This is a genomic window from Streptomyces sp. NPDC093510, from assembly GCF_040683555.1.
Taxonomy (GTDB): domain Bacteria; phylum Actinomycetota; class Actinomycetes; order Streptomycetales; family Streptomycetaceae; genus Streptomyces.
The window spans coordinates 1-21,473 of sequence record NZ_JBFBEE010000049.1; the positions used below are offsets into that span (position 1 = coordinate 1).

The 21,473-nt window shown below is 72.6% G+C and carries 17 protein-coding genes; 8 read left to right on the forward strand and 9 right to left on the reverse strand.

The window, feature by feature from the left end; genetic code table 11:
• Positions 1-1,211 (reverse strand): peptidase M23 (locus AB0N81_RS41035; RefSeq protein ID WP_365367878.1); only part of this gene is annotated, 1,211 nt, incomplete at its 3' end.
• 128 nt (positions 1,212-1,339) lie between these two features.
• Positions 1,340-2,776: a hypothetical protein gene (locus AB0N81_RS41040; RefSeq protein ID WP_365367880.1), complete on the reverse strand. Its 1,437-nt coding sequence runs from the start codon at positions 2,774-2,776 to the stop codon at positions 1,340-1,342.
• Positions 2,777-2,985: 209 nt separating this feature from the next.
• Between AB0N81_RS41040 and AB0N81_RS41045 the strand changes: the two genes are divergently transcribed.
• On the forward strand, positions 2,986-4,722 hold the full coding sequence (locus AB0N81_RS41045; RefSeq protein WP_365367881.1) for a carboxylesterase family protein: 1,737 nt from the start codon (positions 2,986-2,988) through the stop codon (positions 4,720-4,722).
• Between the two features lie 29 nt (positions 4,723-4,751).
• On the opposite strand, the gene AB0N81_RS41050 is transcribed toward AB0N81_RS41045, so the two are convergent.
• The 5 genes from AB0N81_RS41050 to hutU form a co-directional block, all read right to left on the reverse strand.
• Positions 4,752-4,976 carry a hypothetical protein gene (locus AB0N81_RS41050; RefSeq protein ID WP_365367883.1) on the reverse strand — a complete coding sequence of 75 codons (225 nt, stop codon included), beginning with the start codon at positions 4,974-4,976 and terminating at the stop codon, positions 4,752-4,754.
• 83 nt (positions 4,977-5,059) lie between these two features.
• Positions 5,060-6,250 carry an imidazolonepropionase gene (hutI, locus tag AB0N81_RS41055; protein ID WP_365367885.1) on the reverse strand — a complete coding sequence of 397 codons (1,191 nt, stop codon included), beginning with the start codon at positions 6,248-6,250 and terminating at the stop codon, positions 5,060-5,062.
• 129 nt (positions 6,251-6,379) lie between these two features.
• Positions 6,380-7,732, reverse strand: a complete 1,353-nt coding sequence (locus AB0N81_RS41060) for a formimidoylglutamate deiminase (protein ID WP_365367887.1) — start codon at positions 7,730-7,732, stop codon at positions 6,380-6,382.
• The gene (locus tag AB0N81_RS41065; RefSeq protein ID WP_365367917.1) at positions 7,723-8,925 is read right to left on the reverse strand and encodes an allantoate amidohydrolase; all 1,203 of its coding nucleotides are present in this window, start codon (positions 8,923-8,925) and stop codon (positions 7,723-7,725) included. Before AB0N81_RS41065 ends, AB0N81_RS41060 begins: the two co-directional genes overlap by 10 nt.
• A gap of 65 nt (positions 8,926-8,990) precedes the next feature.
• Positions 8,991-10,649 carry a urocanate hydratase gene (hutU, locus tag AB0N81_RS41070; RefSeq protein ID WP_365367889.1) on the reverse strand — a complete coding sequence of 553 codons (1,659 nt, stop codon included), beginning with the start codon at positions 10,647-10,649 and terminating at the stop codon, positions 8,991-8,993.
• A 168-nt stretch (positions 10,650-10,817) separates the two neighbouring features.
• Here hutU and AB0N81_RS41075 point away from each other — a divergent pair, with 168 nt between their 5' ends.
• The 6 genes from AB0N81_RS41075 to AB0N81_RS41100 all read left to right on the forward strand — a co-directional run bounded on the left by AB0N81_RS41075 (position 10,818) and on the right by AB0N81_RS41100 (position 16,601).
• Positions 10,818-12,218 carry a diaminopimelate decarboxylase gene (locus AB0N81_RS41075; RefSeq protein ID WP_365367891.1) on the forward strand — a complete coding sequence of 467 codons (1,401 nt, stop codon included), beginning with the start codon at positions 10,818-10,820 and terminating at the stop codon, positions 12,216-12,218.
• 526 nt (positions 12,219-12,744) lie between these two features.
• Complete coding sequence (locus AB0N81_RS41080) at positions 12,745-14,112, forward strand: APC family permease (RefSeq protein WP_365367893.1); 1,368 nt, start codon at positions 12,745-12,747, stop codon at positions 14,110-14,112.
• Between the two features lie 296 nt (positions 14,113-14,408).
• Positions 14,409-14,903 (forward strand): hypothetical protein, encoded by a 495-nt coding sequence (locus AB0N81_RS41085; protein ID WP_365367895.1) that lies wholly within the window; start codon positions 14,409-14,411, stop codon positions 14,901-14,903.
• Between the two features lie 5 nt (positions 14,904-14,908).
• Complete coding sequence (locus AB0N81_RS41090; RefSeq protein ID WP_365367897.1) at positions 14,909-15,688, forward strand: transcriptional regulator; 780 nt, start codon at positions 14,909-14,911, stop codon at positions 15,686-15,688.
• Positions 15,689-15,770: 82 nt separating this feature from the next.
• Positions 15,771-16,163 carry a roadblock/LC7 domain-containing protein gene (locus AB0N81_RS41095; protein WP_365367899.1) on the forward strand — a complete coding sequence of 131 codons (393 nt, stop codon included), beginning with the start codon at positions 15,771-15,773 and terminating at the stop codon, positions 16,161-16,163.
• A 63-nt stretch (positions 16,164-16,226) separates the two neighbouring features.
• On the forward strand, positions 16,227-16,601 hold the full coding sequence (locus AB0N81_RS41100; RefSeq protein WP_365367901.1) for a hypothetical protein: 375 nt from the start codon (positions 16,227-16,229) through the stop codon (positions 16,599-16,601).
• A gap of 23 nt (positions 16,602-16,624) precedes the next feature.
• On the opposite strand, the gene AB0N81_RS41105 is transcribed toward AB0N81_RS41100, so the two are convergent.
• Complete coding sequence (locus AB0N81_RS41105) at positions 16,625-17,215, reverse strand: hypothetical protein (protein ID WP_365367903.1); 591 nt, start codon at positions 17,213-17,215, stop codon at positions 16,625-16,627.
• A 110-nt stretch (positions 17,216-17,325) separates the two neighbouring features.
• Positions 17,326-20,424, reverse strand: a complete 3,099-nt coding sequence (locus AB0N81_RS41110; RefSeq protein WP_365367905.1) for a BTAD domain-containing putative transcriptional regulator — start codon at positions 20,422-20,424, stop codon at positions 17,326-17,328.
• 170 nt (positions 20,425-20,594) lie between these two features.
• Between AB0N81_RS41110 and AB0N81_RS41115 the strand changes: the two genes are divergently transcribed.
• A complete protein-coding gene (locus AB0N81_RS41115; RefSeq protein WP_365367907.1) occupies positions 20,595-21,470 on the forward strand; it encodes a hypothetical protein in 876 nt (291 codons plus the stop codon).
• Positions 21,471-21,473 lie beyond the last annotated feature (3 nt).

The window sequence follows — 21,473 nt, forward strand, 5'->3', positions numbered from 1 at the left end:
CGCAGGGCCTGGATGAAATAGCCTCCGCCGCCGAAGTCCTGCCAGGTCCGCCACGCCCCCGACGCATCCACCTGATAGTTGTGCTGGACGGTGTCATCGTTCATGGCGAACACCTCGATCCGCTCGTCATGCGACTCCACCACCGCAAGCCGCGCGACCGCCGGACCGCCCAACGGCTGCCACTCATGCCAGTCACCGGCCGGCACGTTCTGCCAACGGTGATGTACCCCCGAGGAGTTGGACGCGAAGACCTCCAACCGCCCGTCACGGTTCTTCGCCACCGCCAGATGCTCACCACCCAGACCGAAGTCGACCCACTCCCGCCACGTCCCCGCCAGATCCGTCTGACACGTGTGGCGGAAGATGTCGTCGTTCATCGCGAACACCTCGATCCGCCCGTCCGACGCCGGAGCCGCCGCAAGACGCGCCCCCGCCGGACCCCCCAACGGCCGCCAGTCATGCCACGTACCACCCGGAGTGTTGTGCCAACGGTGATGAACCCCATCACCGTTGGAAGCGAACACCTCAAGCCGTCCGTCGTGATTCCGCCCGACCGCCAGGTGGTCCCCACCCCCACCGAACGAGTACCAGTCCGCCCACTCCGCCGACGCCTTCGCCTGATACCGGTGCATGAACGTCTCACCGTTCATAGCGAACAGCTCCAACCTGCCGTCCGGCAACGCCGTCAGCGCCAGGGCCGCCGACGCCGGCCCACCGAACGCCCTCCAACCCGACCACGCACCACCCGGCTCATGCTGATACGAGTGATAGATCTGATCGACCGCCGCATGGAACACCTCCACACGACCGTCCGCCGACATCCCCACCGCCAACCGCTGCCGCCGGTCCGGCTTCCCCGGACCGACCGACTCCTTCGCCTCGTCGAGCAGTGCGCGGGCCTTGCCCTCGGCCTGGTCGTACCGGTCGGGGAACGCGGAACGCTGCACCCGCTGGGCCGTCTGCCCGGCCGTCAGGCCCGGGTGCTGCTCCTCGACGCGGATCGCCCGCGTGAAGAACTGCTCGGCGGCGTACGGCACGTGCCTGATCTGTTGCGGTGTTCCCCAGCCCTGGCTCGGGCGCTGCTGGAAGACGCCCAAAGAGTCGCGGTCGCCGCAGTCGAGGTTGTTCATGTGGGACTCGACCCAGCCGGCTTCGAAGCCGGCCAGCATCACTTTGTCGGAGACGCCCAGATCGCGGCCGACGGTGTACACCGTCTTCGTGACGTCCAGGTCTCGGTCCGGGGGTACGCGGCAAGGTGCCATGGGAGTGTTCCTGTCTGTGCGAGGGAGGCCCGTGCGAGGGGACTCCGTGTGAGGGTGGTGAGGGTCGGTCGAAGGCGTCACATCTGCTGCCAGTCGAGCCACGTGCTGCCCGGCTGGTGCTGCCAGCGGTGATGTACGCCGCCGGGGTTGTTGGCCAAGATCTCCAGCCGGCCGTCCCTGTTGCGCAGGGCCTGGATGAAATAGCCTCCGCCGCCGAAGTCCTGCCAGGTCCGCCACGCCCCCGACGCATCCACCTGATAGTTGTGCTGGACGGTGTCGTCGTTCATGGCGAACACCTCGATCCGCTCGTCGTGCGACTCCACCACCGCGAGCCGCGCGACCGCCGGACCACCCAAGGGCTGCCACTCATGCCAGTCACCGGCCGGCACGTTCTGCCAACGGTGATGTACCCCCGAGGCGTTGGACGCGAAGACCTCCAACCGCCCGTCACGGTTCTTCGCCACCGCCAGATGCTCACCACCGAGCCCGAAGTCGACCCACTCCCGCCACGTCCCCGCCAGATCGGTCTGGCACGTGTGGCGGAAGATGTCGTCGTTCATGGCGAACACCTCGATCCGCCCGTCCGACGCCGGAGCCGCCACAAGACGCGCCCCCGCCGGACCACCCAACGGCCGCCAGTCATGCCACGTACCACCCGGCGTGTTGTGCCAACGGTGATGCACCCCATCGCCGTTGGAGGCAAACACCTCAAGCCGCCCGTCGTGGTTCTTGGACACCGCCAGGTGGTCCCCGCCACCGCCGAACAAGTACCAGTCGGCCCACTCCGCCGATGCCTTCGCCTGATAGCGGTGCATGAACGTGTCGCCGTTCATCGCGAACAGCTCCAACCTGCCGTCCGGCAACGCCGTCAGCGCCAGGGCCGCCGACGCCGGACCACCGAACGCCCGCCAACCCGACCACGCACCACCCGGCTCATGCTGATACGAGTGATAGATCTGATCGACCGCCGCATGGAACACCTCCACACGGCCGTCCGCCGACATCCCCACCGCCAACCGCTGCCGCCGGTCCGGTGCCACGGGGCCTTTCCACCAGCTCGTCTCCTTGCGGGCGCCGGCCCACGAGAAGCTGAAGTGGATGTGGTTGGTGTGCGGGTTGGCGCCCCTGTACGGCTGCCAGCCGGCGTCCGGGCGGTTGGCCATCCAGATGCGCCGGTTCCAGATCATGTACATGATGCCGAAGCGGCGGGCGAGGGCGTGCGGGTTGCCATGCCGGTCCGTGGCGTGCAGCCAGTTGATGAGGTCGTCGGCCAGGTGTTCCTGGCCCTGCACGTTCACGCCCCAGTCCCAGGCCCGCCCCTCCTTGTGCTCGCTCTGGCCGCCGCTGCCGCAGGCCCTGCTGATCCCCATGTTGGTCGTACCGGGGTAGGCGGCGAGGATCAGGTCGCGGAAGCCGACGAGTCCGGGTTTGGCCTCGGGGTCGCAGTCGCGCTGCGGTTCGTAGGGCGCGTACGGGTCGATGTCAGGACCGAATTCGGGTGCGGTGGGTGCCATGTCCGGCTCCTCGGGTCTCGGCCCCTCGCCCGGTGCGAGGGAGCGTCGTACCCGTTGGGCGCGTGATGGGAACGCGCGGCCGCCAGACGTGATCACGCGCCTGCCCCGTGGCAGTGGCGCGTGCCCGCCCGACCGGGCCCGCGCCTCGATCAGGTCGTCTTCGGTGCGTCCACGCGCCGGAGCGGGCACCTACGAGGAAGGCTTCCGTCGTGATCCATCGCAGAGCTCCCCAGGCTCCCCACACTCCCCACGGTCCCCGCCGGGCGGCCGTCACGCTGACGGTCACCGCCCTCACGTTCACCGCGCTGCTGTCCGCCCCGCTCACCTCCACGGCGAAACCAGGCCCGGGCCCAGGCCCCGGCCCCGGCCCCGGCCCCGGTTCAGCACCGCGTGCCGGCGCGACCGTGCGCACCGACGCCGGTCTGGTCCGCGGCGCCCGGTCGGGCGCGCACCGGATCTTCCGGGGCATCCCCTACGCGGGCGCCCCCAAGGGCCGCCACCGCTGGGCGCCGCCCCGCCCGGTGCGGCCGTGGAAGGGGGTCAGGGACGCCACGAAGCCCGGGCCGCTGTGCCCGCAGGTGCCCTCGTCGTACGCGCAGATCTCCAGCACCGAGGAGGACTGCCTGGCCCTGAACGTCACGACTCCCCCGGACGAGGGCCGGCGGCGGACGGCGGGCGCGCCCGTCCTCGTGTGGATCCACGGGGACGGCTCCGTGGGCGGGGGCGCCTTCTTCGACGGGCGCCGGCTGGCCCGGCGCGGCCTGGTGGTCGTCACCGTCAACTACCGTCTCGGCGTCTTCGGCGGTCTCGCCCTGCCGGGGCTTCGGGGGTCCGGCACCTTCGGCCTCCAGGATCAGCGTGCCGCCCTCACCTGGGTGCGGAACAACGCGCGGGCCTTCGGCGGTGACCCCGGCAACGTCACCGTGGCCGGGGTGTCGTTCGGCGCGTCCGCCGTGGCCGGACACCTGACGTCACCCGCCTCCAAGGGCCTGTTCCACCGGGCCGTCATGGCGAGCGGTGAGGCCGTGATGGACATGCCGGCCGGCGCGATGGGACCCGGGGTGCCGGGATATCCGTGGTACGTCTGGCGGACGGGCCGGGAGATGGAGGACATCACCACCGAGATGACCTCGACCCTCGGCTGTCGGGACCGCCGCCCGCAGCGCACGCTCGCCTGTCTGCGCGCCCTGCCTGTGAAGACGGTCCTGAAGGTGCCGCACATCATGAACGCCTTCCAGGCGTTCGGATACGGCAACGCCACCCTGCCCGAGCTGCCGCCGAAGGCCCTGCGCGCCGGACGATTCCACCGCGTGCCCGTCCTGTCGGGCGCGACGCGCGACGAACACCGCACGTTCGTCGGGATGATGTACGACGCGGTGGGCAGGAAGTTCACCGAGGCCGACTACGGGCGGGCGCTGCGCACCGCGTTCGGCGGGCCGTCGGCGAAGCGGGTGCGCGCCGAGTACCCCACGGCCGCGTTCCCCTCCCCCGCGCTGGCCTGGTCCACCGTGATCACCGACCGCATGTGGGCGCGCGGCACACGGGCCCAGCACGAGGCGCTGGCACGTCATGTCCCGGTGTACGCCTACGAGTTCGCCGACCGCGACGCCCCGATGTTCCTGCCGCTGCCCGGCGACTTCGACTTCGGCGCCTTCCATGCGGGCGACATCCCGTACCTGTTCGAGGACGAGACGGCAGAGCCGCAGTTCACTCCGGCACAGCGGCGCCTGTCGGCCGCGATGAGCGGTTACTGGGCCGCGTTCGCCCGCACGGGCACGCCGAGTGCCGCCGACCCGCCCGCCTGGCCCCCCTACACCCCGCACACGCCGTACACGCAGTCGTTGGCACCGCACCGGATCGGACCCGTCGACTACTACCGGGAACACAACCTCGCCTTCTGGGAGGCCACCCGCGAAGGTGGCCCCCAGCAAGGCGATCAGCAGTGATCAGCGGTGCTCAGTGGTGCTCAGTGGTGCTAGCGGGTCGGCGGCTTGACCCAGCCCTTGCGGACCAGCTGGTCGCAGTGCCACTTGCCCTGCGCCGGGCTCTCACCCTTGTCCGCGGTCGCCTTGAGGCAGTCCGCGTAGGGGAACGGGGGTCCCTGGAGGGGGGACGCGGGGGCGGCCTGGGCGGTCGCCGCCGACATGCCGAGCCCTCCGGCGGCCACCGCAAGGGCCAGGGCCATACTCATTCGACGCACAACGTTCTCCTCTTCTCGCGTCTTGTCGTGCCGAAGCGGAACGCTCCTGCGATCGCTCAACGAGAGAGGCCGTCAGCGGGAAATCACCCATCCGCTTTAACTCGGCGGCCCCGCTGCCACACCTCGCCGACCAGCGGCACCCCCGGGCGGTACGCCAGGTGGACGTGGCTCGGGGCGTCGAGGAGGGCCAGGTCCGCGCGGGCGCCCTCGCGGATGACGCCGATGTCCGTGCGGCGCAGGGCCGCCGCGCCGCCCGCCGTCGCGGACCAGATCGCCTCGTCCGGGGTCATGCCCATGTCCCGTACGGCGAGGGCGATGCAGAACGGGACCGAGGACGTGAACGACGAGCCCGGGTTGCAGTCCGTGGAGAGGGCGACCGTCGCGCCCGCGTCCAGGAGGCGGCGGGCGTCGGGCCACTCGGCGCGGGTGGAGAACTCCGCGCCCGGGAGGAGCGTCGCGACCGTGTCGCCCTGAGCCAGGGCGTCCACGTCGGCGTCGGTGAGGTGCGTGCAGTGGTCGGCGCTCGCCGCGTCCAGCTCGACGGCCAGTTGCACGCCGGGGCCGTACGACAGCTGGTTCGCGTGGATGCGGGGGTGCAGGCCCTTCGCCTTGCCGGCGGTCAGGATCGCGCGGGCCTGGTCGCCGTCGAACGCGCCCTTCTCGCAGAACACGTCGATCCAGCGGGCGTGGGGCGCGCACGCCTCCAGCATGGGGCCTGTCACCAGGTCCACGTACGCCGCCGGGTCCTCCGCGTAGTCCGGGGAGACGATGTGCGCGCCGAGGAACGTGACCTCGTCGGTGTGGCGGGCCGCGATGCGCAGGGCGCGGGACTCGTCCTCCGTGTTCAGGCCGTAGCCCGACTTCGTCTCGAACGTGGTCGTGCCCTGGCGGAGGGCCTCGTCGAGGTAGTGGGTGAGGTTCGCTTCGAGGGCCTCGTCCGTGGCGGCTCGGGTCGCCGCGACCGTCGTACGGATGCCTCCTGCCTCGTACGCGCGGCCCGACATGCGGGCGTTGAACTCCTGCGTGCGGTCGCCCGCGAAGACGAGGTGGGAGTGCGAGTCGACGAAGCCGGGGATCGCGGCGCGGTTCCGCGCGTCGTGGGTCTCGTCCGCCGCGGGGGCCTTCGCGGCGGGGCCCACCCAGGCGATGGTCTCGCCGTCGAGGACGACGGCCGCGTCCGTCATGAGACCCAGGGGGGTGCCGTCGCCCTGGGCGGGGTCGTTCGTGACGAGGCTGGCGATGTTGGTGATGAGGGTGGTGAGGGGGGTGGGCATGGAGGTCTCCCGGGGAGGGGATGGGTTCGGGGCTGACGTTGCCCGGGACGGGACGGGACGGGACGGAGCGGGGCGGGACGGGTCGGAGCGGGGCGGGACACGGCAGGACGGGGCGGGTCGGGGCGCGTGTCAGTCTCTCAGCACCGCGATCGCCTCCGTGAGGGCCGACGGGACGTCGGGGACCGACGTGTGGGCACCGTCGCGGACCACGTGGCGGCCTGCGGTCACCGTGTGGCGGACGTCCGCCGACGTCGCGGCGAAGACCGCCGTCTCGGCGGCCAGGCGCGGGACCGGGCCCGCCGTGCGGACCGAGTCGAGCGCGATCGTCGTGAGGTCGGCGAGCGCGCCGGGCTCCAGTACGCCCGAGTCGGGCCAGCCCAGCGCCGCGTGCCCGTCCGCCGTCGCCGCGCGCAGCAGCGCCGCCGCCGTCCAGTGGCCGCGCGTGTGCGAGCGGAGGCGTTCGTTCAGCTCCATGGCGCGGGCTTCTTCGAGGATGTCGATGACGGCGTGGCTGTCGCTGCCCAGGGAGAGCGGGCTGCCCGCCCGCTGGAGCTGGACCGCGGGGCCGATGCCGTCCGCCAGGTCGCGTTCCGTCGTCGGGCACATGCACGTGCCCGTCGTCGTCCCGCCGAGGAGCCCGATGTCCTCCTCGGTGAGGTGCGTGTTGTGGACACCCGTGGTGCGGGGGCCGAGGACGCCGTGGTCCGCGAGGAGCCGCGTCGGCGTGCAGCCGTGCACCGCCAGGCACGCGTCGTTCTCCGCCGTCTGCTCGGAGAGGTGGACGTGCAGCGGGGCGTGGCGGGCCGACGCCCACTCCGCGACCGCGCCCAACTGCCGTGCGGGTACGGCTCGTACGGAGTGGATCGCCGCTCCGATCCGGGCGTGCGCGCGGTCCTTGAGCGCCGAGACGCGCTCCGCCCACGCCTCCGTCGTACCGTCGGCGAAGCGGAGCTGGTGGCGGTTGGGTGGCTTGCCCCGCCGCTCGTCGAGGAGTCCCGACGCGACGTACGCCGTGTCGAGGAGGGTGATGCGGACGCCCGCGTCCTCGGCGGCCTGGATCAGCGCCTCGCCCATCGCGTTGGGGTCAGCGTAGGGGGTGCCGCCGGGGGCGTGGTGGAGGTAGTGGAACTCCCCCACCGTCGTGATGCCCGCGAGCGCCATCTCCGCGTACACCGCGCGGGCCAGTGCGTGGTACGTCTCCGGCGTCAGGCGGTCCGCCACCCCGTACATGACCTCGCGCCACGTCCAGAACGTGCCGGAGCCGACCTGCACCGTGCCGCGCAGCGCGCGGTGGAAGGCGTGCGAGTGGGCGTTCGCGAGGCCGGGGAGGGTCAGGCCGCGCAGCACCGCCGCGCCGGGCGGGGGTGCGTCGACCCCCTTGCGGACGGCCGTGATCCGGTCGCCCTCCACGTCGACCGCGACCCCCGGCTCGACGTGCGTGCCCAGCCAGGCCTGCTCCAGCCAATACGTCGTCACCTGCACGCGAGCCCTTCCAGTACGTCGGCCAGTGCCGTCACCCCGGCCAGGCAGTCGTCCTCCGTGGCGTGTTCCGCCGGGGAGTGCGAGACGCCCGTGGGGTTCCGTACGAACAGCATGGCGGTGGGGATCGAGCCGGACAGAATACCCGCGTCGTGTCCCGCGCCCGTGCCGAGGACGGGGAGCGGGCGCTCCGTGCGGGCGCCGAGGATCGTGCCCAGCTCGTCCCGGAGCGCGTCCTCGAACTCGATGACCGGCGTGAAGGACTCCCGGACGACGTCGAGGTCGATGCCGTGCCGGTCCGCGTACTCGCGGGCCGCCTTCTCGATGCCGGTGACGACCGTGTCGAGCGTCGCCTGGTCGGCCGCCCGCGAGTCCAGCCAGCCGCGGACAAGTGACGGGATCGCGTTGACGCCGTTCGGCTCGACCGAGATCTTGCCGAACGTGGCTACCGCGCCCGCCAGTTCGGCCTCTCGGCGTGCCGCCAGGACCGTCTCCGCGTAGGACAGCATCGGGTCGCGGCGGTCGACGAGGCGGGTGGTGCCCGCGTGGTTGGCCTCGCCCCGGAAGTCGAAGCGCCAGCGGCCGTGCGGCCAGATGGCGGACGCGATGCCCACGGGGTCGCCGGTGAGGTCGAGGGCGCGGCCCTGTTCCACGTGCAGCTCGACGAACGCGCCGATGCGGGCGAGCCGTTCGGGGTCGGGGCCGATGCCGTACGGGTCGTGGCCCGCCGCCTCCATCGCCTGCGGCAGCGATACGCCGTCGCCGTCCCGGAGCCGGTGCGCCGCCTCGACGGTGAGCTGTCCCGCGGTGAGCCGCGATCCCACGCAGGCCAGGCCGAAGCGTGCGCCTTCCTCGTCGCCGAAGTTGACGATGGCGAGAGGGCGGGTGAAGTGGGCTTCCCGCGCCCGCAGTTCGTCCAGTGCCGCGAACGAGGACACGACGCCGAGGGGGCCGTCGAAGGCGCCGCCGTCCGGGACCGAGTCCAGGTGGGAGCCCGTGACGACGGCGTCACCGGCCGCCCGATCGCCGAGCCACGCCCACTGGTTGCCGTTGCGGTCCAGTTCGTAGGTGAGGCCCCGGGTATCCGCCTGCGCCTTGAACCAGGCGCGGCAGTCGGAGTCCGCCCCCGTCCACGCGTATCGGCGGTAGCCGCCCGAGCCGACGTCGCGGCCGATGGAACTCAGGTCCCGCCACATTTCCTGGAAGGACACGGGGCTCCGCCCCGGACCCCGCTCCTCGATCGCCGGAGGGGCTGAATTATTCACTCCCCCTCCCGCATGGGAACCCGCACGCCCCGCTCGTCCGCCACGCGCTCCGCGATGTCGTACCCGGCGTCCACATGCCGGATGACGCCCATGCCGGGGTCGTTGGTCAGGACGCGGCGGATCTTCTCGCCGGCGAGCTTCGTGCCGTCGGCGACCGAGACCTGGCCCGCGTGGATGGAGCGGCCCATGCCGACGCCGCCGCCGTGGTGGAGGGAGACCCAGGAGGCGCCGGACGCGACGTTCACCATGGCGTTCAGGAGCGGCCAGTCGGCGATCGCGTCGGAGCCGTCGAGCATGGCCTCCGTCTCGCGGTACGGGGAGGCCACGGAACCGCAGTCGAGGTGGTCGCGGCCGATCGCGAGGGGCGCGGCGAGGGTGCCGTCGGCGACCATGTCGTTGAACATGTCGCCCGCCTTGTCGCGCTCGCCCTGGCCGAGCCAGCAGATGCGGGCGGGGAGGCCCTGGAAGTGGACGCGCTCGCCCGCCATCTTGATCCAGCGGTGCAGGGACTCGTTCTCGGGGAAGAGGTCGAGGATCGCCTTGTCCGTCTTGTGGATGTCGGACGCCTCGCCGGAGAGCGCCGCCCAGCGGAACGGGCCCTTGCCCTCGCAGAAGAGGGGGCGGATGTAGGCGGGGACGAAGCCGGGGAAGGCGAACGCGCGGTCGTAGCCCGCGAGTTGGGCCTCGCCGCGGATCGAGTTGCCGTAGTCGAAGACCTCGGCGCCCGCGTCCATGAAGCCGACCATCGCCTCGACGTGCTTCGCCATCGACTCGCGGGCACGGGTCGTGAAGCCCGCCGGGTCCTTCGTCGCGTACGACTGCATCTCGTCGAAGTCGACGCCGCTCGGCAGGTACGACAGCGGGTCGTGGGCGGAGGTCTGGTCCGTGACGATGTCGATGGGCGCGCCCTCGGCGAGCATGCGCGGGAGCAGGTCGGCGGCGTTGCCGAGCAGGCCGATGGAGAGCGGGCGGCGCGCGTCGCGGGCCTCCGTCGCCAGCTGGAGCGCGTGCTCCAGGGAGTCCGCCTTCACGTCCAGGTACTTGTGCTCGATGCGGCGCTCGATGGCGCGCGGGTCGCAGTCGATACAGATCGCGACGCCGTCGTTCATGGTGACGGCGAGCGGCTGGGCACCGCCCATGCCGCCGAGCCCGGCGGTGAGGGTGATGGTCCCGGCGAGCGTGCCGTCGAACTTCTTCGCGGCGACGGCGGCGAACGTCTCGTACGTGCCCTGGAGGATGCCCTGCGTGCCGATGTAGATCCACGAACCGGCGGTCATCTGGCCGTACATGGTGAGGCCGAGCTGCTCCAGGCGGCGGAACTCCTCCCAGTTCGCCCAGTCGCCCACGAGGTTGGAGTTGGCGATCAGGACGCGCGGGGCCCACTCGTGGGTCTGCATGACGCCGACGGGACGCCCGGACTGGACGAGCATCGTCTCGTCCTGCTTCAGGGTCTTCAGGGTGCGCACCATCGCGTCGAAGGAGCGCCAGTCGCGGGCCGCCTTGCCGGTGCCGCCGTAGACGACGAGCTTGTCGGGGTGCTCGGCGACCTCGGGGTCGAGGTTGTTCTGCAGCATGCGGAGGGCGGCTTCCTGCTGCCATCCCAGGGCGCTCAGTTCCGTACCGCGCGGCGCCCGTACGGGGCGGGGTCCTGACATGGCGATGCCTCCTCGAAGCTGTGACCTTGTGGCGCTGACCTTGTGGTGCTGACCTTGCTGCTGTGACCTTGTTATTCACATCCTGGTGGCCTGAATAGAGCTAGTCAATAGCGAACGAATGCGCGAGTACGCCAGCGGGGGCCCGGCTCGAATGATTGGCTGGATCACATGGCCCACGACGAGGACGACGAACAGCGGACCCAGGACGCCGAACAGCAGACCCAGGTCCTCCGCACCGGAGCCGACGCCGCCACCCGCCGCGACCAGGCCGTCCGCGCCGCCGTCGAGCAGGGTGTCGTCAGCCCCGCCGAACCCGTCGTGGGCCTGCTCGACGTCGCCGGCATCCGCGCGAGCGCCGCCGCCCTGCGCGCCGCCTTCGACGCCGTCACCCCGCCCGGCACCCCCGTCCTGCACGCCTTCGCCGTGAAGGCGACACCGCTCGTCCCGGTCCTTCGGCTGCTGCGCTCGGCGGGCATCGGCGCGGAGGTGGCGAGCCCCGGCGAGCTCGCCCTCGCGCGGGCCGCGGGCATCGCCCCCGCCGACACCGTCCTGGACTCCCCCGCCAAAACCCCCGCCGAACTCCGCCAGGCGCTGGCGCTCGGCATCGCGGTGAACGCGGACAACCCGCAGGAGCTGGCCCGCGTCGACGCGATGATCCAGTCGGCGCCGACCGGCTCCCCCGTCGGGCTGCGCGTGAACCCGCAGATCGGCGGCGGCGCGATCGGCGCCCTGTCGACGGCGACGCCCACCTCCAAGTTCGGTGTGCCGCTGCGGGACGAGGGCGGCAGGGAGTGGGTGGTCCGGGCCTGCCTCGACCGGCCGTGGCTGACGCGTCTGCACGCGCACTCCGGGTCGCAGGGCATGCCCCTGGAGATGATGGTGCGGGGCGTCGCGGCGACGTACGAACTGGCCGAGGAGATCAACGAACGCGCCGGGCGGCGGCAGATCGACACGGTCGACATCGGCGGCGGACTGCCGGTCAACTTCGGCTCGGACGACGAGACCCCGACCCACGCGCAGTACGCGCGCCGCCTCAAGGCACGGGTGCCGGGGCTGCTCGACGGGCGGTACGGCATCGTCACCGAGTTCGGCAGGTCGCTGCTCGCCAAGCACGGGACGGTGCTCGCCCGCGTCGAATACGCGAAGCGGGCGGGCGGGCGGCCCGTCGCGGTGACGCACGCGGGGGTGCAGGTGGCGACCCGGACCGTGTACGCGCCCGCGGCCTGGCCGCTGCGGATCGCCGCGTACGACGGGAAGGGGCGGCCCAAGAGTGGTCCCGCCGTCGGGCAGGACATCGCGGGGCCCGCCTGCTTCGCGGGCGACCTCCTCGCCGAGAACCGCCCGCTGCCGCTGCTCGAACAGGGCGACCACGTGGCCGCGCTGGACACCGGCGCGTACTACTTCGCGCAGCACTACTCGTACAACAGCCTTGTACGGCCCGGCATCTACGGCTTCTCCGCCCATGCCGACGAGGTCCGCTTCGCGGTCGTACGGGAGCCGCAGACGCTGGACGAGATCGTGGCGGAGGCGGGGGGTGGTGCGGAGCGGGACGCTCTGCGCGGGCTCTGACTCTCCGGCCCGCCCGGGCCGGGGGGCTGCCGAAGGTGCCCTTCAGGGGTGCGGGGATCTGCGCGGGCAACCCGAAGCGGCCCGCACCCGCCGAGAGGCCGCCGGAGGCAGACGCGTCTGCGGGGCTTGGACCGTTCGCCGCTGCGGGTCCGTCGTGGCTGGTCGCGCAGTTCCCCGCGCCCCTGAGCCGCACCTGCGGCAACGCCCCCGCCCGCAGGGGAAGGCACACTCGTCTGCCAAGCTCGGGCCGTTGGCCACTGCGGGCCGTGGAGGGCTGGTCGCGCAGTTCCCCGCGCCCCTGGAGAGGCGCCTGCGGCAACGCCCCCGCAAGGGCAAGCACACGCGTCTGCGGGGCTCGGGCCGTTCGCCGCCGCGGGTCCGTCGTGGCTGGTCGCGCAGTTCCCCGCGCCCCTGGACCTCGCACAGGGGCCGTAGAACCGCCGAGGCTCGCACGCTTAGTGATCTGGATCACGGGCAGGACCCTTCTCCAGTCCCGATCCAGTCCCGAACCCCGGGGGAGGCTCCTGTGACGACATCGGACACGCCCGCCACCGCACCACCACCGGCCGAAGAGCCGGCGCTGCACCGTGCCATCGGACCGAAGCTGCTGATCCTCTTCGTGATCGGCGACATTCTCGGCACCGGTATCTACGCCACCACCGGCAAGGTCGCGGGGAAGGTCGGCGGAGCCCTGTGGGTGCCGTTCGCGATCGGCTTCGTCGTGGCGATCCTGACGGCGGCGTCGTACGTCGAGCTGGTCGGCAAGTACCCGAAGGCGGCCGGTGCCGCGCTCTACACCCAGAAGGCGTTCAAGACGCCGTTCCTCACCTTCATCATCGCCTTCATGGTGATGTGCTCGGGCCTCTCGTCCGCGAGCGCCGCGGCCCGCGCCTTCAGCGGCGACTACCTCGGCGAGCTGACGGGCGACGCGCTGCCGCCCACCCTGATCGCCATCACCTTCATCGTGCTGCTCGCGGCGCTGAACCTGCGCGGCGTCTCGGAGTCGGTCAAGACGAACGTGGTCCTGACCCTCGTCGAGCTGACCGGACTCGCGATCATCCTCGCGATCGGCGTGTACGCCGTGCTGTCCGGGGACGGCGAGCCCTCGCGCCTCACCGAGTTCGAGGCGGGGGGAGGCACCGCGTACGCCCTGATGACCGGGGTGCTGGGAGCGACCGCGCTCGGCTTCTTCGCCTTCGTCGGGTTCGAGGACTCCGTGAACATGGCCGAGGAGACCAAGGACCCCGTCCGGACCTTCCCGCGCGCCATCTTCATCGGTGTCGCGGTGACCGGCACGATCTACGTCCTGGTCGCGCTGGTCTCGTCCCTCCTCGTCGACTACAAGACCCTGGAGGGTTCGAGCGGTCCACTGCTGGAGGTCGTCAAAGCCGGCGGCGTCGACTTCCCGCACAAACTCTTCGCCCTGATCGCCCTGTTCGCGGTCACCAACTCGGCGCTGATCAACATCATGATGGCCTCGCGGCTCTGCTACGGCATGGCCAACGAACGCATCCTGCCGCGCGCCATGGGCCGCGTCCTCGCCAAGCGCCGCACGCCGGTCGTCGGCATCGTCTTCGTCTCCCTGCTCGCCATCGGCCTGGTGTCAACCGGTGAGATCGAGGGCCTCGGCGACACCACGGCGTTCCTGCTGCTCTGCGTGTTCGCGGTGGTCAACGTGGCGGTCCTGGTCCTGCGCCGCGACCCCGTCGAGCACAAGCACTTCCGCACGCCGACGGTCCTCCCGGTGCTCGGCGCGATCACCGCGCTGACCCTCGCGAGCCCCCTCGCGGACCGGCCCGCCGAGGTCTACATCCGGGCCGGCGTCCTGATCGCCATCGGCATCGCGCTGTGGGGTGTCAACAAGGCGGTCCTGAAGGCCCGGGGTGAGGACTGACGCGGGGTGAGGACTGATGCGGGGCGAGGACTGACGCGGGGCGAGGACTGATCCGGCGGGAGCACCGGCACCCGGTCAGGGGACGGCTCGGTCATCCGGGTGACGCACTCGGTCAGGCATGGCCATGACTTCGAACAGCCCTCGCACCGGTCCCGTCGGCCTCGGGCATGTTCCACCGGAAGATGCCAGTACCCCCGGAAACTCCACCCTTCCTGCGTACCTTCCTCACACCGGACGGCGAGACCGCCCGGACGGGCGGCGGCCGTCCGGTTCAGCCCTGGGGGAAGGGGAGGCGCGTGCCCGGAATCGACGAGTGTCTGCTCACCGCGATGACACTGCCCGGCGCGCGCGGCGCGGCGATCGTCGACTGGACCAGCGGGCTCTCCCTCGGTTCGGTCGGCGACTCGCCCAACGGAGACCACGAGGCCACCGCCGCGGAGACCGCGGAGGTGGCGCGGGCGGCGGCCGAGTACCAGGCGTTCGCCCCGCTCTCCGACGAGCCGGGTGGGGCAGACACGGCGGGCGTGACGGGCGCGGTGCGCGTGACGGACGCGGCGGACGGTTCCGGGCGCGAAGGCCGTGCAGCCCGTGCAGCCCGTGCAGGCCGTGCGGAGCTGCCCGTCGAGGACCTCATGCTCACGACCCGGACCGGCTTCCATCTGATCCGGTTCGTCGAGACGACCTTCGACAGCAGCGTCTTCCTCTACCTCTGGCTCGACCGGCACACGGGCAACCTCGCGCTCGCACGCATGCGGCTGCGGGACCTCTCCGTGCGCCTGGTGCTGGTGTGACGGCCATGCGGATCACCGGGCCCGCCACCTCCCCGATGCTGATGCGCCTGGCCGGGGAACGGGCCACCGGAGCCCTGCTGCGCGACCACGGTGTCCTCTACCTCGTCGAGGGCCGCGTGGCGCACGCGGAGAGCCCGCTGGCCCCCGGCATCGACGTCCTGCTCACGGCCGGCGGGGTGCTTCCCCCGCACGGCTGGCAGGAGGCCCTGTCCCAGGCGGGGACCCGGCACGAGGTGGGGCGCCACCTGGTCGACAGCGGGCAGGTGACCGCGGGCGAGCTGGAACTGTGCCACCTCGGCGCGCTGTTCGACGCCGCGTTCTTCGTCCTCGGCCCGGCGAGCGGCCCCACCCGGTTCCGCTACGGCGTCGCGCACTGGCTCGGCCGGCTGCGCCCCGTATCTGCCGAGGCCGTGGAGCGGGAGACGCGGCGCCGCCGGGCCCTCCTGGACAGCGTCTGGCCCTGCCAGGACGACGCCGTCGACGTCGATGCCGCTCCGGTCGTGCCGCGCCGTCCCGCGCCCGGCCAGACCGTCACCGGACGTCAGCGCGCCCTGCTGCGGCTGGCCGACGGCGTGCGCACACCCGCGGCGATCGCACGGACCCTGGGCCGTCCGTCCTTCCACACCCTGATCGAGGTGGGGCGGCTGGCCGCCGCCGGACTCGTGGAGCCGCCGCGGGCGCGGGACTCACCCCCGGTGGCCCTTCCCGTCCCGGCCCTCGCGGACTCCGAACCGGACATCGCCCTGCTGCGCAAGGTCCGTGACGGGCTGGAGGCAAGCCTGTGAATCGCCGTTCCCCTCACCCGGCGCGGCTCCGGTCGTCGTGAAGGTCTTCGCGCTGTGGAAGCGCCCCTGGAGGAGACACCTGATGGTTGCCGAAGCCGACGTACTGAGTGAGCTGAAACGGTTGCGGACCAGAATCCCGCAGCTCAGGGGCGCCCTGACGGCCAGCGTCGACGGGCTTCTGCTCGCGCAGGACGCGACGGACGTGGAGGCGGAGGGCGTCTGCGCGCTCACCGCTGCGGCGCTCGGAGTGGCCCTGCGGCTGTCCGACGCCACCCACCAGGGCGGCTTCCGTGAACTGCTCATCCGCGGCGAGGACGGCTACGTGGCCACGTACACGGCCGGCTCCTCGGCCGTGCTGACCCTGCTCGCCGAGCCCCGCGTCAACGTGGGCCGGCTGCATCTGGAGGCCCGCCGTTCCAGCGTTCTCATCGGAGAACTGGTCGACGCCGCCGTCGAACGAGCGGAGAACACCTGACCCATGTCCCCTACATCCCCGTCATCAAGGACATCCGGCAGCCGGAAAGGAAGCACACGGACCATGACCAACGCGGAAACAGCACTGAAGGAAGCGACCACCTCGATCGAGGGAGTCATCGGAGCGGCCCTGGTCGACTACACGAGCGGCATGGCCCTGGGCACCATCGGCGGCGGCAAGGACCTGGACCTGTCCGTGGCGGCCGCCGGCAACACCGACGTGGTGCGCGCCAAGCTCCGCACCATGGAACTCCTGGGCCTGAAGGACGAGATCGAGGACATCCTCATCTCGCTCGGCTCCCAGTACCACCTCATCCGTCTGATCAAGGGGCGCAACAACAACGGCCTGTTCCTGTACCTGGCCCTCGACAAGGGCAGGTCCAACCTGGCCATGGCCCGGCACCAGCTCATGCGCATCGAGGCGGATCTCGACGTCTGACCGGTGGCGGGACTCCCACGTCCTCACCGCCGGGCACCGGCAGCTGCCGTGCGGCGGGCGCCGCCCGGGGCCGCGTCGCCCGCCGCGATGCCCGTGCTGCGGTGGCCCTTGACGGGCTTGCCCGCGGGGGCGCCCGCGCGTCGCCCCAGCCAGTCGACTCGTACCCACAGGAGGACGTCGTCGTCCCGTTCGCGGCGGCCGAGCCACGCCGCCTTCGCCCACAGGCCCGCTCCCGCGCCCGCGAGGGCCGCGCCGCCCGCGACGGGGACCGCGAAGGCGGCGCCCAGGGCGGCGAGGAACGCGGCGGCGAGCCACCAGCGGTGCCCGCGCCGCCAGTTGCGCACGGTCACCGACCGGCTCTGGAGCACGTCGTACTTCCCGGCACGGGTCGCCTCGCGGGCGAGGGCGTCGTAACGCTTCCTGCGGGAGTACGCGACGACGGCAGCCGTCACGACGAAGAGTGCCGCCCCGCCGAACACGCCGATGCGGCGGCCGGTGAGCCCGGCGGGCAGTGCGCCGATGCCCGCGGCCGACACCCCCAGCCACCACAGGGGCGCCGCCCCCGCCCGTACGACCACCGGCACCCTCGCCAGCCCGTGTCCACCGCGTCCCACGTCGCCTCCCATGCCTCCCGCCGTGCTTCTTCGGCGGAGGAGGCTAGCGGCGGAATCTGAGGAGAGGGTGAGAACACAAGAACACCCAACACCCACCCGCCCCGGCAGCGTCAGGTCTCCAGGGAGCGGGCCGCGCGGAACTGCTGCTCGGCCTCGGCCGGGCGGCCCGCTGCCGCGTAGGTGCGTCCGAGCCTGCGGCGGACCTCCGTCTCCAGGGGCCTGCTGGTGTGCTCGGTGAGCGTGGCCAGTGCCTCCTGCTGGAGCGTGACGGCCAACGGCAGGTTCCCGCAGCCGTGTTCCGCGGCGCCGAGCAGGGACAGGCTCGTCGCGCGCAGTTGCAGGTCGCCGACCTCCTGGGCCAGGTCCGCCGCGCGCCGCGCGAGATCCTTGACCTCGGTGTGCCGGCCGAGTGCCAGGTGGGCCTCCGCGGTGAAGCAGAGGGTCTTGCTGATCATCCGGGGGCGGCCGATCTTCTCGGCGAACGTGAGGGACGTGGCGTAGTACGTGAGCGCCTCCTCATGCCGTCCCTGCTGGTCGTGGAGGGCGCCGAGGTTGCAGCTCGACATCCCGGCCAGCCAGTCGTCGTCGAGCCGGGCCGCCATCTCCATGGCCTCGCCCAGGTGGGCGGCCGCCTCCGGGAAGCGGCCAAGCGCACGCTCCGCGGCGCCCATGCCGGCGGTCGCCCTGGCCTGTTCGCGAAGGTCGCCCTGGTGGCGGGCGAGGCGGAGCGCGTCGGTGCACCAGGCGTGCGCCTGCTGGAAGCGTCCCTGGTAGATGTCCGCGATGGCCAGGCAGTTGCGCAAGGAGGAGGGCATCCGCCGGTCGTCGGCCAGGTCGGCACCGGACAGCGCGAGCTCCAGGGCGGAGCGGCACTCGTGGTAGCGGCCCTGGCGGACCAGCGGATCGACCAGGGACTCTGCGATCCAGCAGGCGTGGTCGCGCTGCCCGGCGGCCGCCGCGAAAGCGACCACGTCGAGCAGTTGGCCGCCCGCGGCCTCCAGCCACGCGTCGGCCTCCCGCCAGTCCCGGAAGGGTGAGCCGGAAACGTCGGGGCCGGTCGGGAAGCCCTCGGGGCCCCAGTCGCTGGCCATGCGCCCGGCGGCCGTGTAGAGGTGCAGCACGGCGGCGCGGTCCGCGGCGGCCTCCTCCGGTTCGGCGGCGGCGAGGCGGCGCGTGTGGTCGCGTACGAGATCGTGCAGCCGGTAGCGGCCGGGCCGTGGCTGCTGCAACAGGCTGGCGTCGACCAGGCGCTCCAGGAGGTCCTCGGCGTCCTGGAGCGGGCGGTCCAGCATGACGGCGGGGGTGAGCCCGTCGAACTCGGCGGTCGGCGCCTGCCCCAACGCCCGGAAACCGCGCTGCAGTTCGGGGGCAAGGAGGTCGTACGACATCCGGAAGGCCGCTTCCACACTGCGGTCCTCCGCCCGGAGCTCGCCCAGGCGGCGTTCGTCGTCCGACATCCGGCCGACCAGGTGGGCCAGCGTCCAGGACGGGCGGTTCTGCAGCCGGGCCCCGGCGATCCGCAGCGCCAGCGGGAGGCCGCCGCAGCGGCGGGCGAGCTCCTGCGCGGCCTCCGGTTCCTGCCCGGCGCGCGTCTCGCCGAGAAGGCGCGTGAGCAGGGCGACCGCCTCGCCCGTGTCCAGCGGCTCCACGGTGAGCCGCCGGTCGGCGTCGAGGCCGGGCAGGCGCTGGCGGCCGGCCACGAGGACCCGGCTGCCCGGGCCCGCCGGCAGCAAGGGCCGCACCTGTTCCGCGCTGCGGGCGTCGTCCACGACCAGCAGCAGCCGCAGGGAACTGGTGGCGGCGCGCCAGGCGGCCACCAACTCGGGCAGCTCGTCGGGCAGTTCGCCGTCGGCGGCGTTGACGGCACGGAGCAGCCGGTGCAGTGCGCGCTGCGGGCGCAGGCTCTCGTGCGGGGCGCCGTGCGTGTGCAGGTCCACGAACAGACAGCCGTCCGGGTACTGGTCCTGCAACGTCCAGGCGGCGCGGACCAGCAGCGCGGTCTTGCCGACACCCGCCGTCCCGTCCACGGCGACCACGGAGACGGAGCCGGGCGCCACCGGCGCGGTGAGCAGCGCGAGTTCCGGCCCCCGCCCGACGAGCCGGGCGGTGTCGCCGGGGAGTTCGTTGCGGCGCCCGGGGCCGGGCGGGGGCACCGTCCCCGGTGCCGGAGCGGCCCCGGACCCGAGCACCAAGGGTCGACCCAGCAGCAAGCCGTCGTCTCGGCGCAGTACGGCCTGGTGCGTCCGGCGGAGTCCGTCGCCGGGCTCCACGCCCAGCTCGTCGCGGAGCCGGTCCCGCGTCTCCCGGTAGGCGGCGAGCGCTTCGGCCTGCCGGCCGCTGCCGTAGAGCGCGCGCATGCGCAGGGCGGCGAGCGGTTCGTCGTGCGGCCCCGGCCACGGCGCGGCCGCCAGTTCGTCCAGAGCCTCCGCATACCGGGCCAGGAGCACCAGGCACTCCGCCCGCTCCTGGTGGAGGACGCGCCGCTGCCGGGCAAGACGCTGCCGCTCGGCGTCGGCGAGCGGGCCGGGCAGTCCGGCCAACGGCTCCCCGCGGAACAGGCGCAGTGCTCGCGTGCAGCCGTCGAGTGCCGCGGCGAGGTCACCTGCGGCCTTCGCGCCGCGCGCCGCGCCCGTCTCCGCCGCCAACTCCGCGACGTCCGTACGGGCTTGTCCGGGTACGAAGCGGTAGCCGCCGCGCTCACCGCGGATCACGGACGCGGTGGGTCCTGTGCCGGGCGCGTCCAGTGCCTTGCGCAGGGGGTAGACGTAGCTGGGCAGGACCCGGTGGCCCGTCCCCGGAGGTTCGAGTCCCCATACGTCGTCGAGGAGTTGCTGCCGGGTGACGAGTGTCCCCGCGCGCAGGATCAGCGCGGCCAGTACCGCCTGACGTCGTACGGGCCCCAGGTCGAGCGGTACCTCACCGCGGTGGGCGCCGACCGGACCGAGCAGGGCGAGGTGCAGCCGGCCCTCGGCACCTCCCGCACCGGTCGCACTCACCACACCCGCCGCGCCGGACGCACTCGCCGCGCCCCCCGCACCGGTCGTACTCGCCACACCCGCCGCACCGGTCGTACTCACCACACCCGCCGCGCCGGTCGCACTCGCCGCGCCCGCCGTGTTGGCTGCGCCCGCTGTGCTCGCCGCGCCCGCCGTGCCCGCCGTGTTGGCTGCGCCCGCCGTGTTCGCCGTGCCCGCTCGGTTCTTGCCCACCCCGAACTCCCCCGTGGTTCCTGTGGTTCCCCGTAATGCCCCGTAGTGCCCCGTTGGTTGCCCGCGGCAGCCGAGTCCTCTGCTTCAGCAGGATTTCATCGGCATTGCAGTGTCTCGCGGGAAGGTGCGGCGGGTCATGTCCGGTCCCGGTCGAGGAAGCGAGCTGTTCCGTGAGTGAGAACCCGCAGGTTGATCCCCGGCAGGGCTTCGGCCAGGCGCCGCCCCCGATGCAGGGGCAGACGCCACCCCCGATGCCAGGTCAGGCGCCGCCGCCCGTCCCGCCGCAGGCGCCGGGCGGGCCCTCGGCCTGGTCGCAGCCGGTTCCGGCGGGCGGCCCCGGCGGCCCCGGTGGCCCCGGCGGCTCGGGCCCGCGCGGCGGCCGTTCGCGCGGCTGGCTGATCGGTGGCGCCGCGGCGCTCGCCGCCGCCGTGGTCGTCGGCGTGGTGGTCGTCGCCACGTCGGGGGACGACGACAAGGGCACCGCGTCGGCCAAGCCCTCGGGTGCGCCCGGAAGCGGGCCGGGAGGCGCCGCCAAGCCGAAGGCACCGTCGGCGGGCAAGGCGTTCACCAAGGTGCCCAAGGGGTGTGAGCTGATCAAGGCGGCCACCATCGAGAAGATCGCGCCCGGCGGCGAGTGCACGCCCGGCCTGATGGACGACGCGGACACGTCCGTGATGATCACCAGGATGCCGAGGTGGCAGCCCGCGGACTACAGCCTCTATCAGAGCCTGGACGTCAACCTCACGGTCGGCGCGAGCGTCAAGGGCCAGTACGACCTCAAGAAGAGGGGCCTCCTCAAGGCGGTCACGGGCAACAAGGTGGAGGACCCCCACTCCGTCAGCGGGCTCGGCGAGGAGGCCTTCGCCGCTCACCACGTCGACGCCCGGGGCGGGTCGCTGACCTATGCCAAGGTGGTCGTCCGTGAGGGCAACGCCTCGCTCAGGGTGGAGCTCGTCTACAGCCAGGGCACCTCCGACCTCACCCGCAAGCAGGCCGAGGACACCGTCGTCACCGCCGCCCGTGACGTGCTCGCCTCGATGAGCTGACCC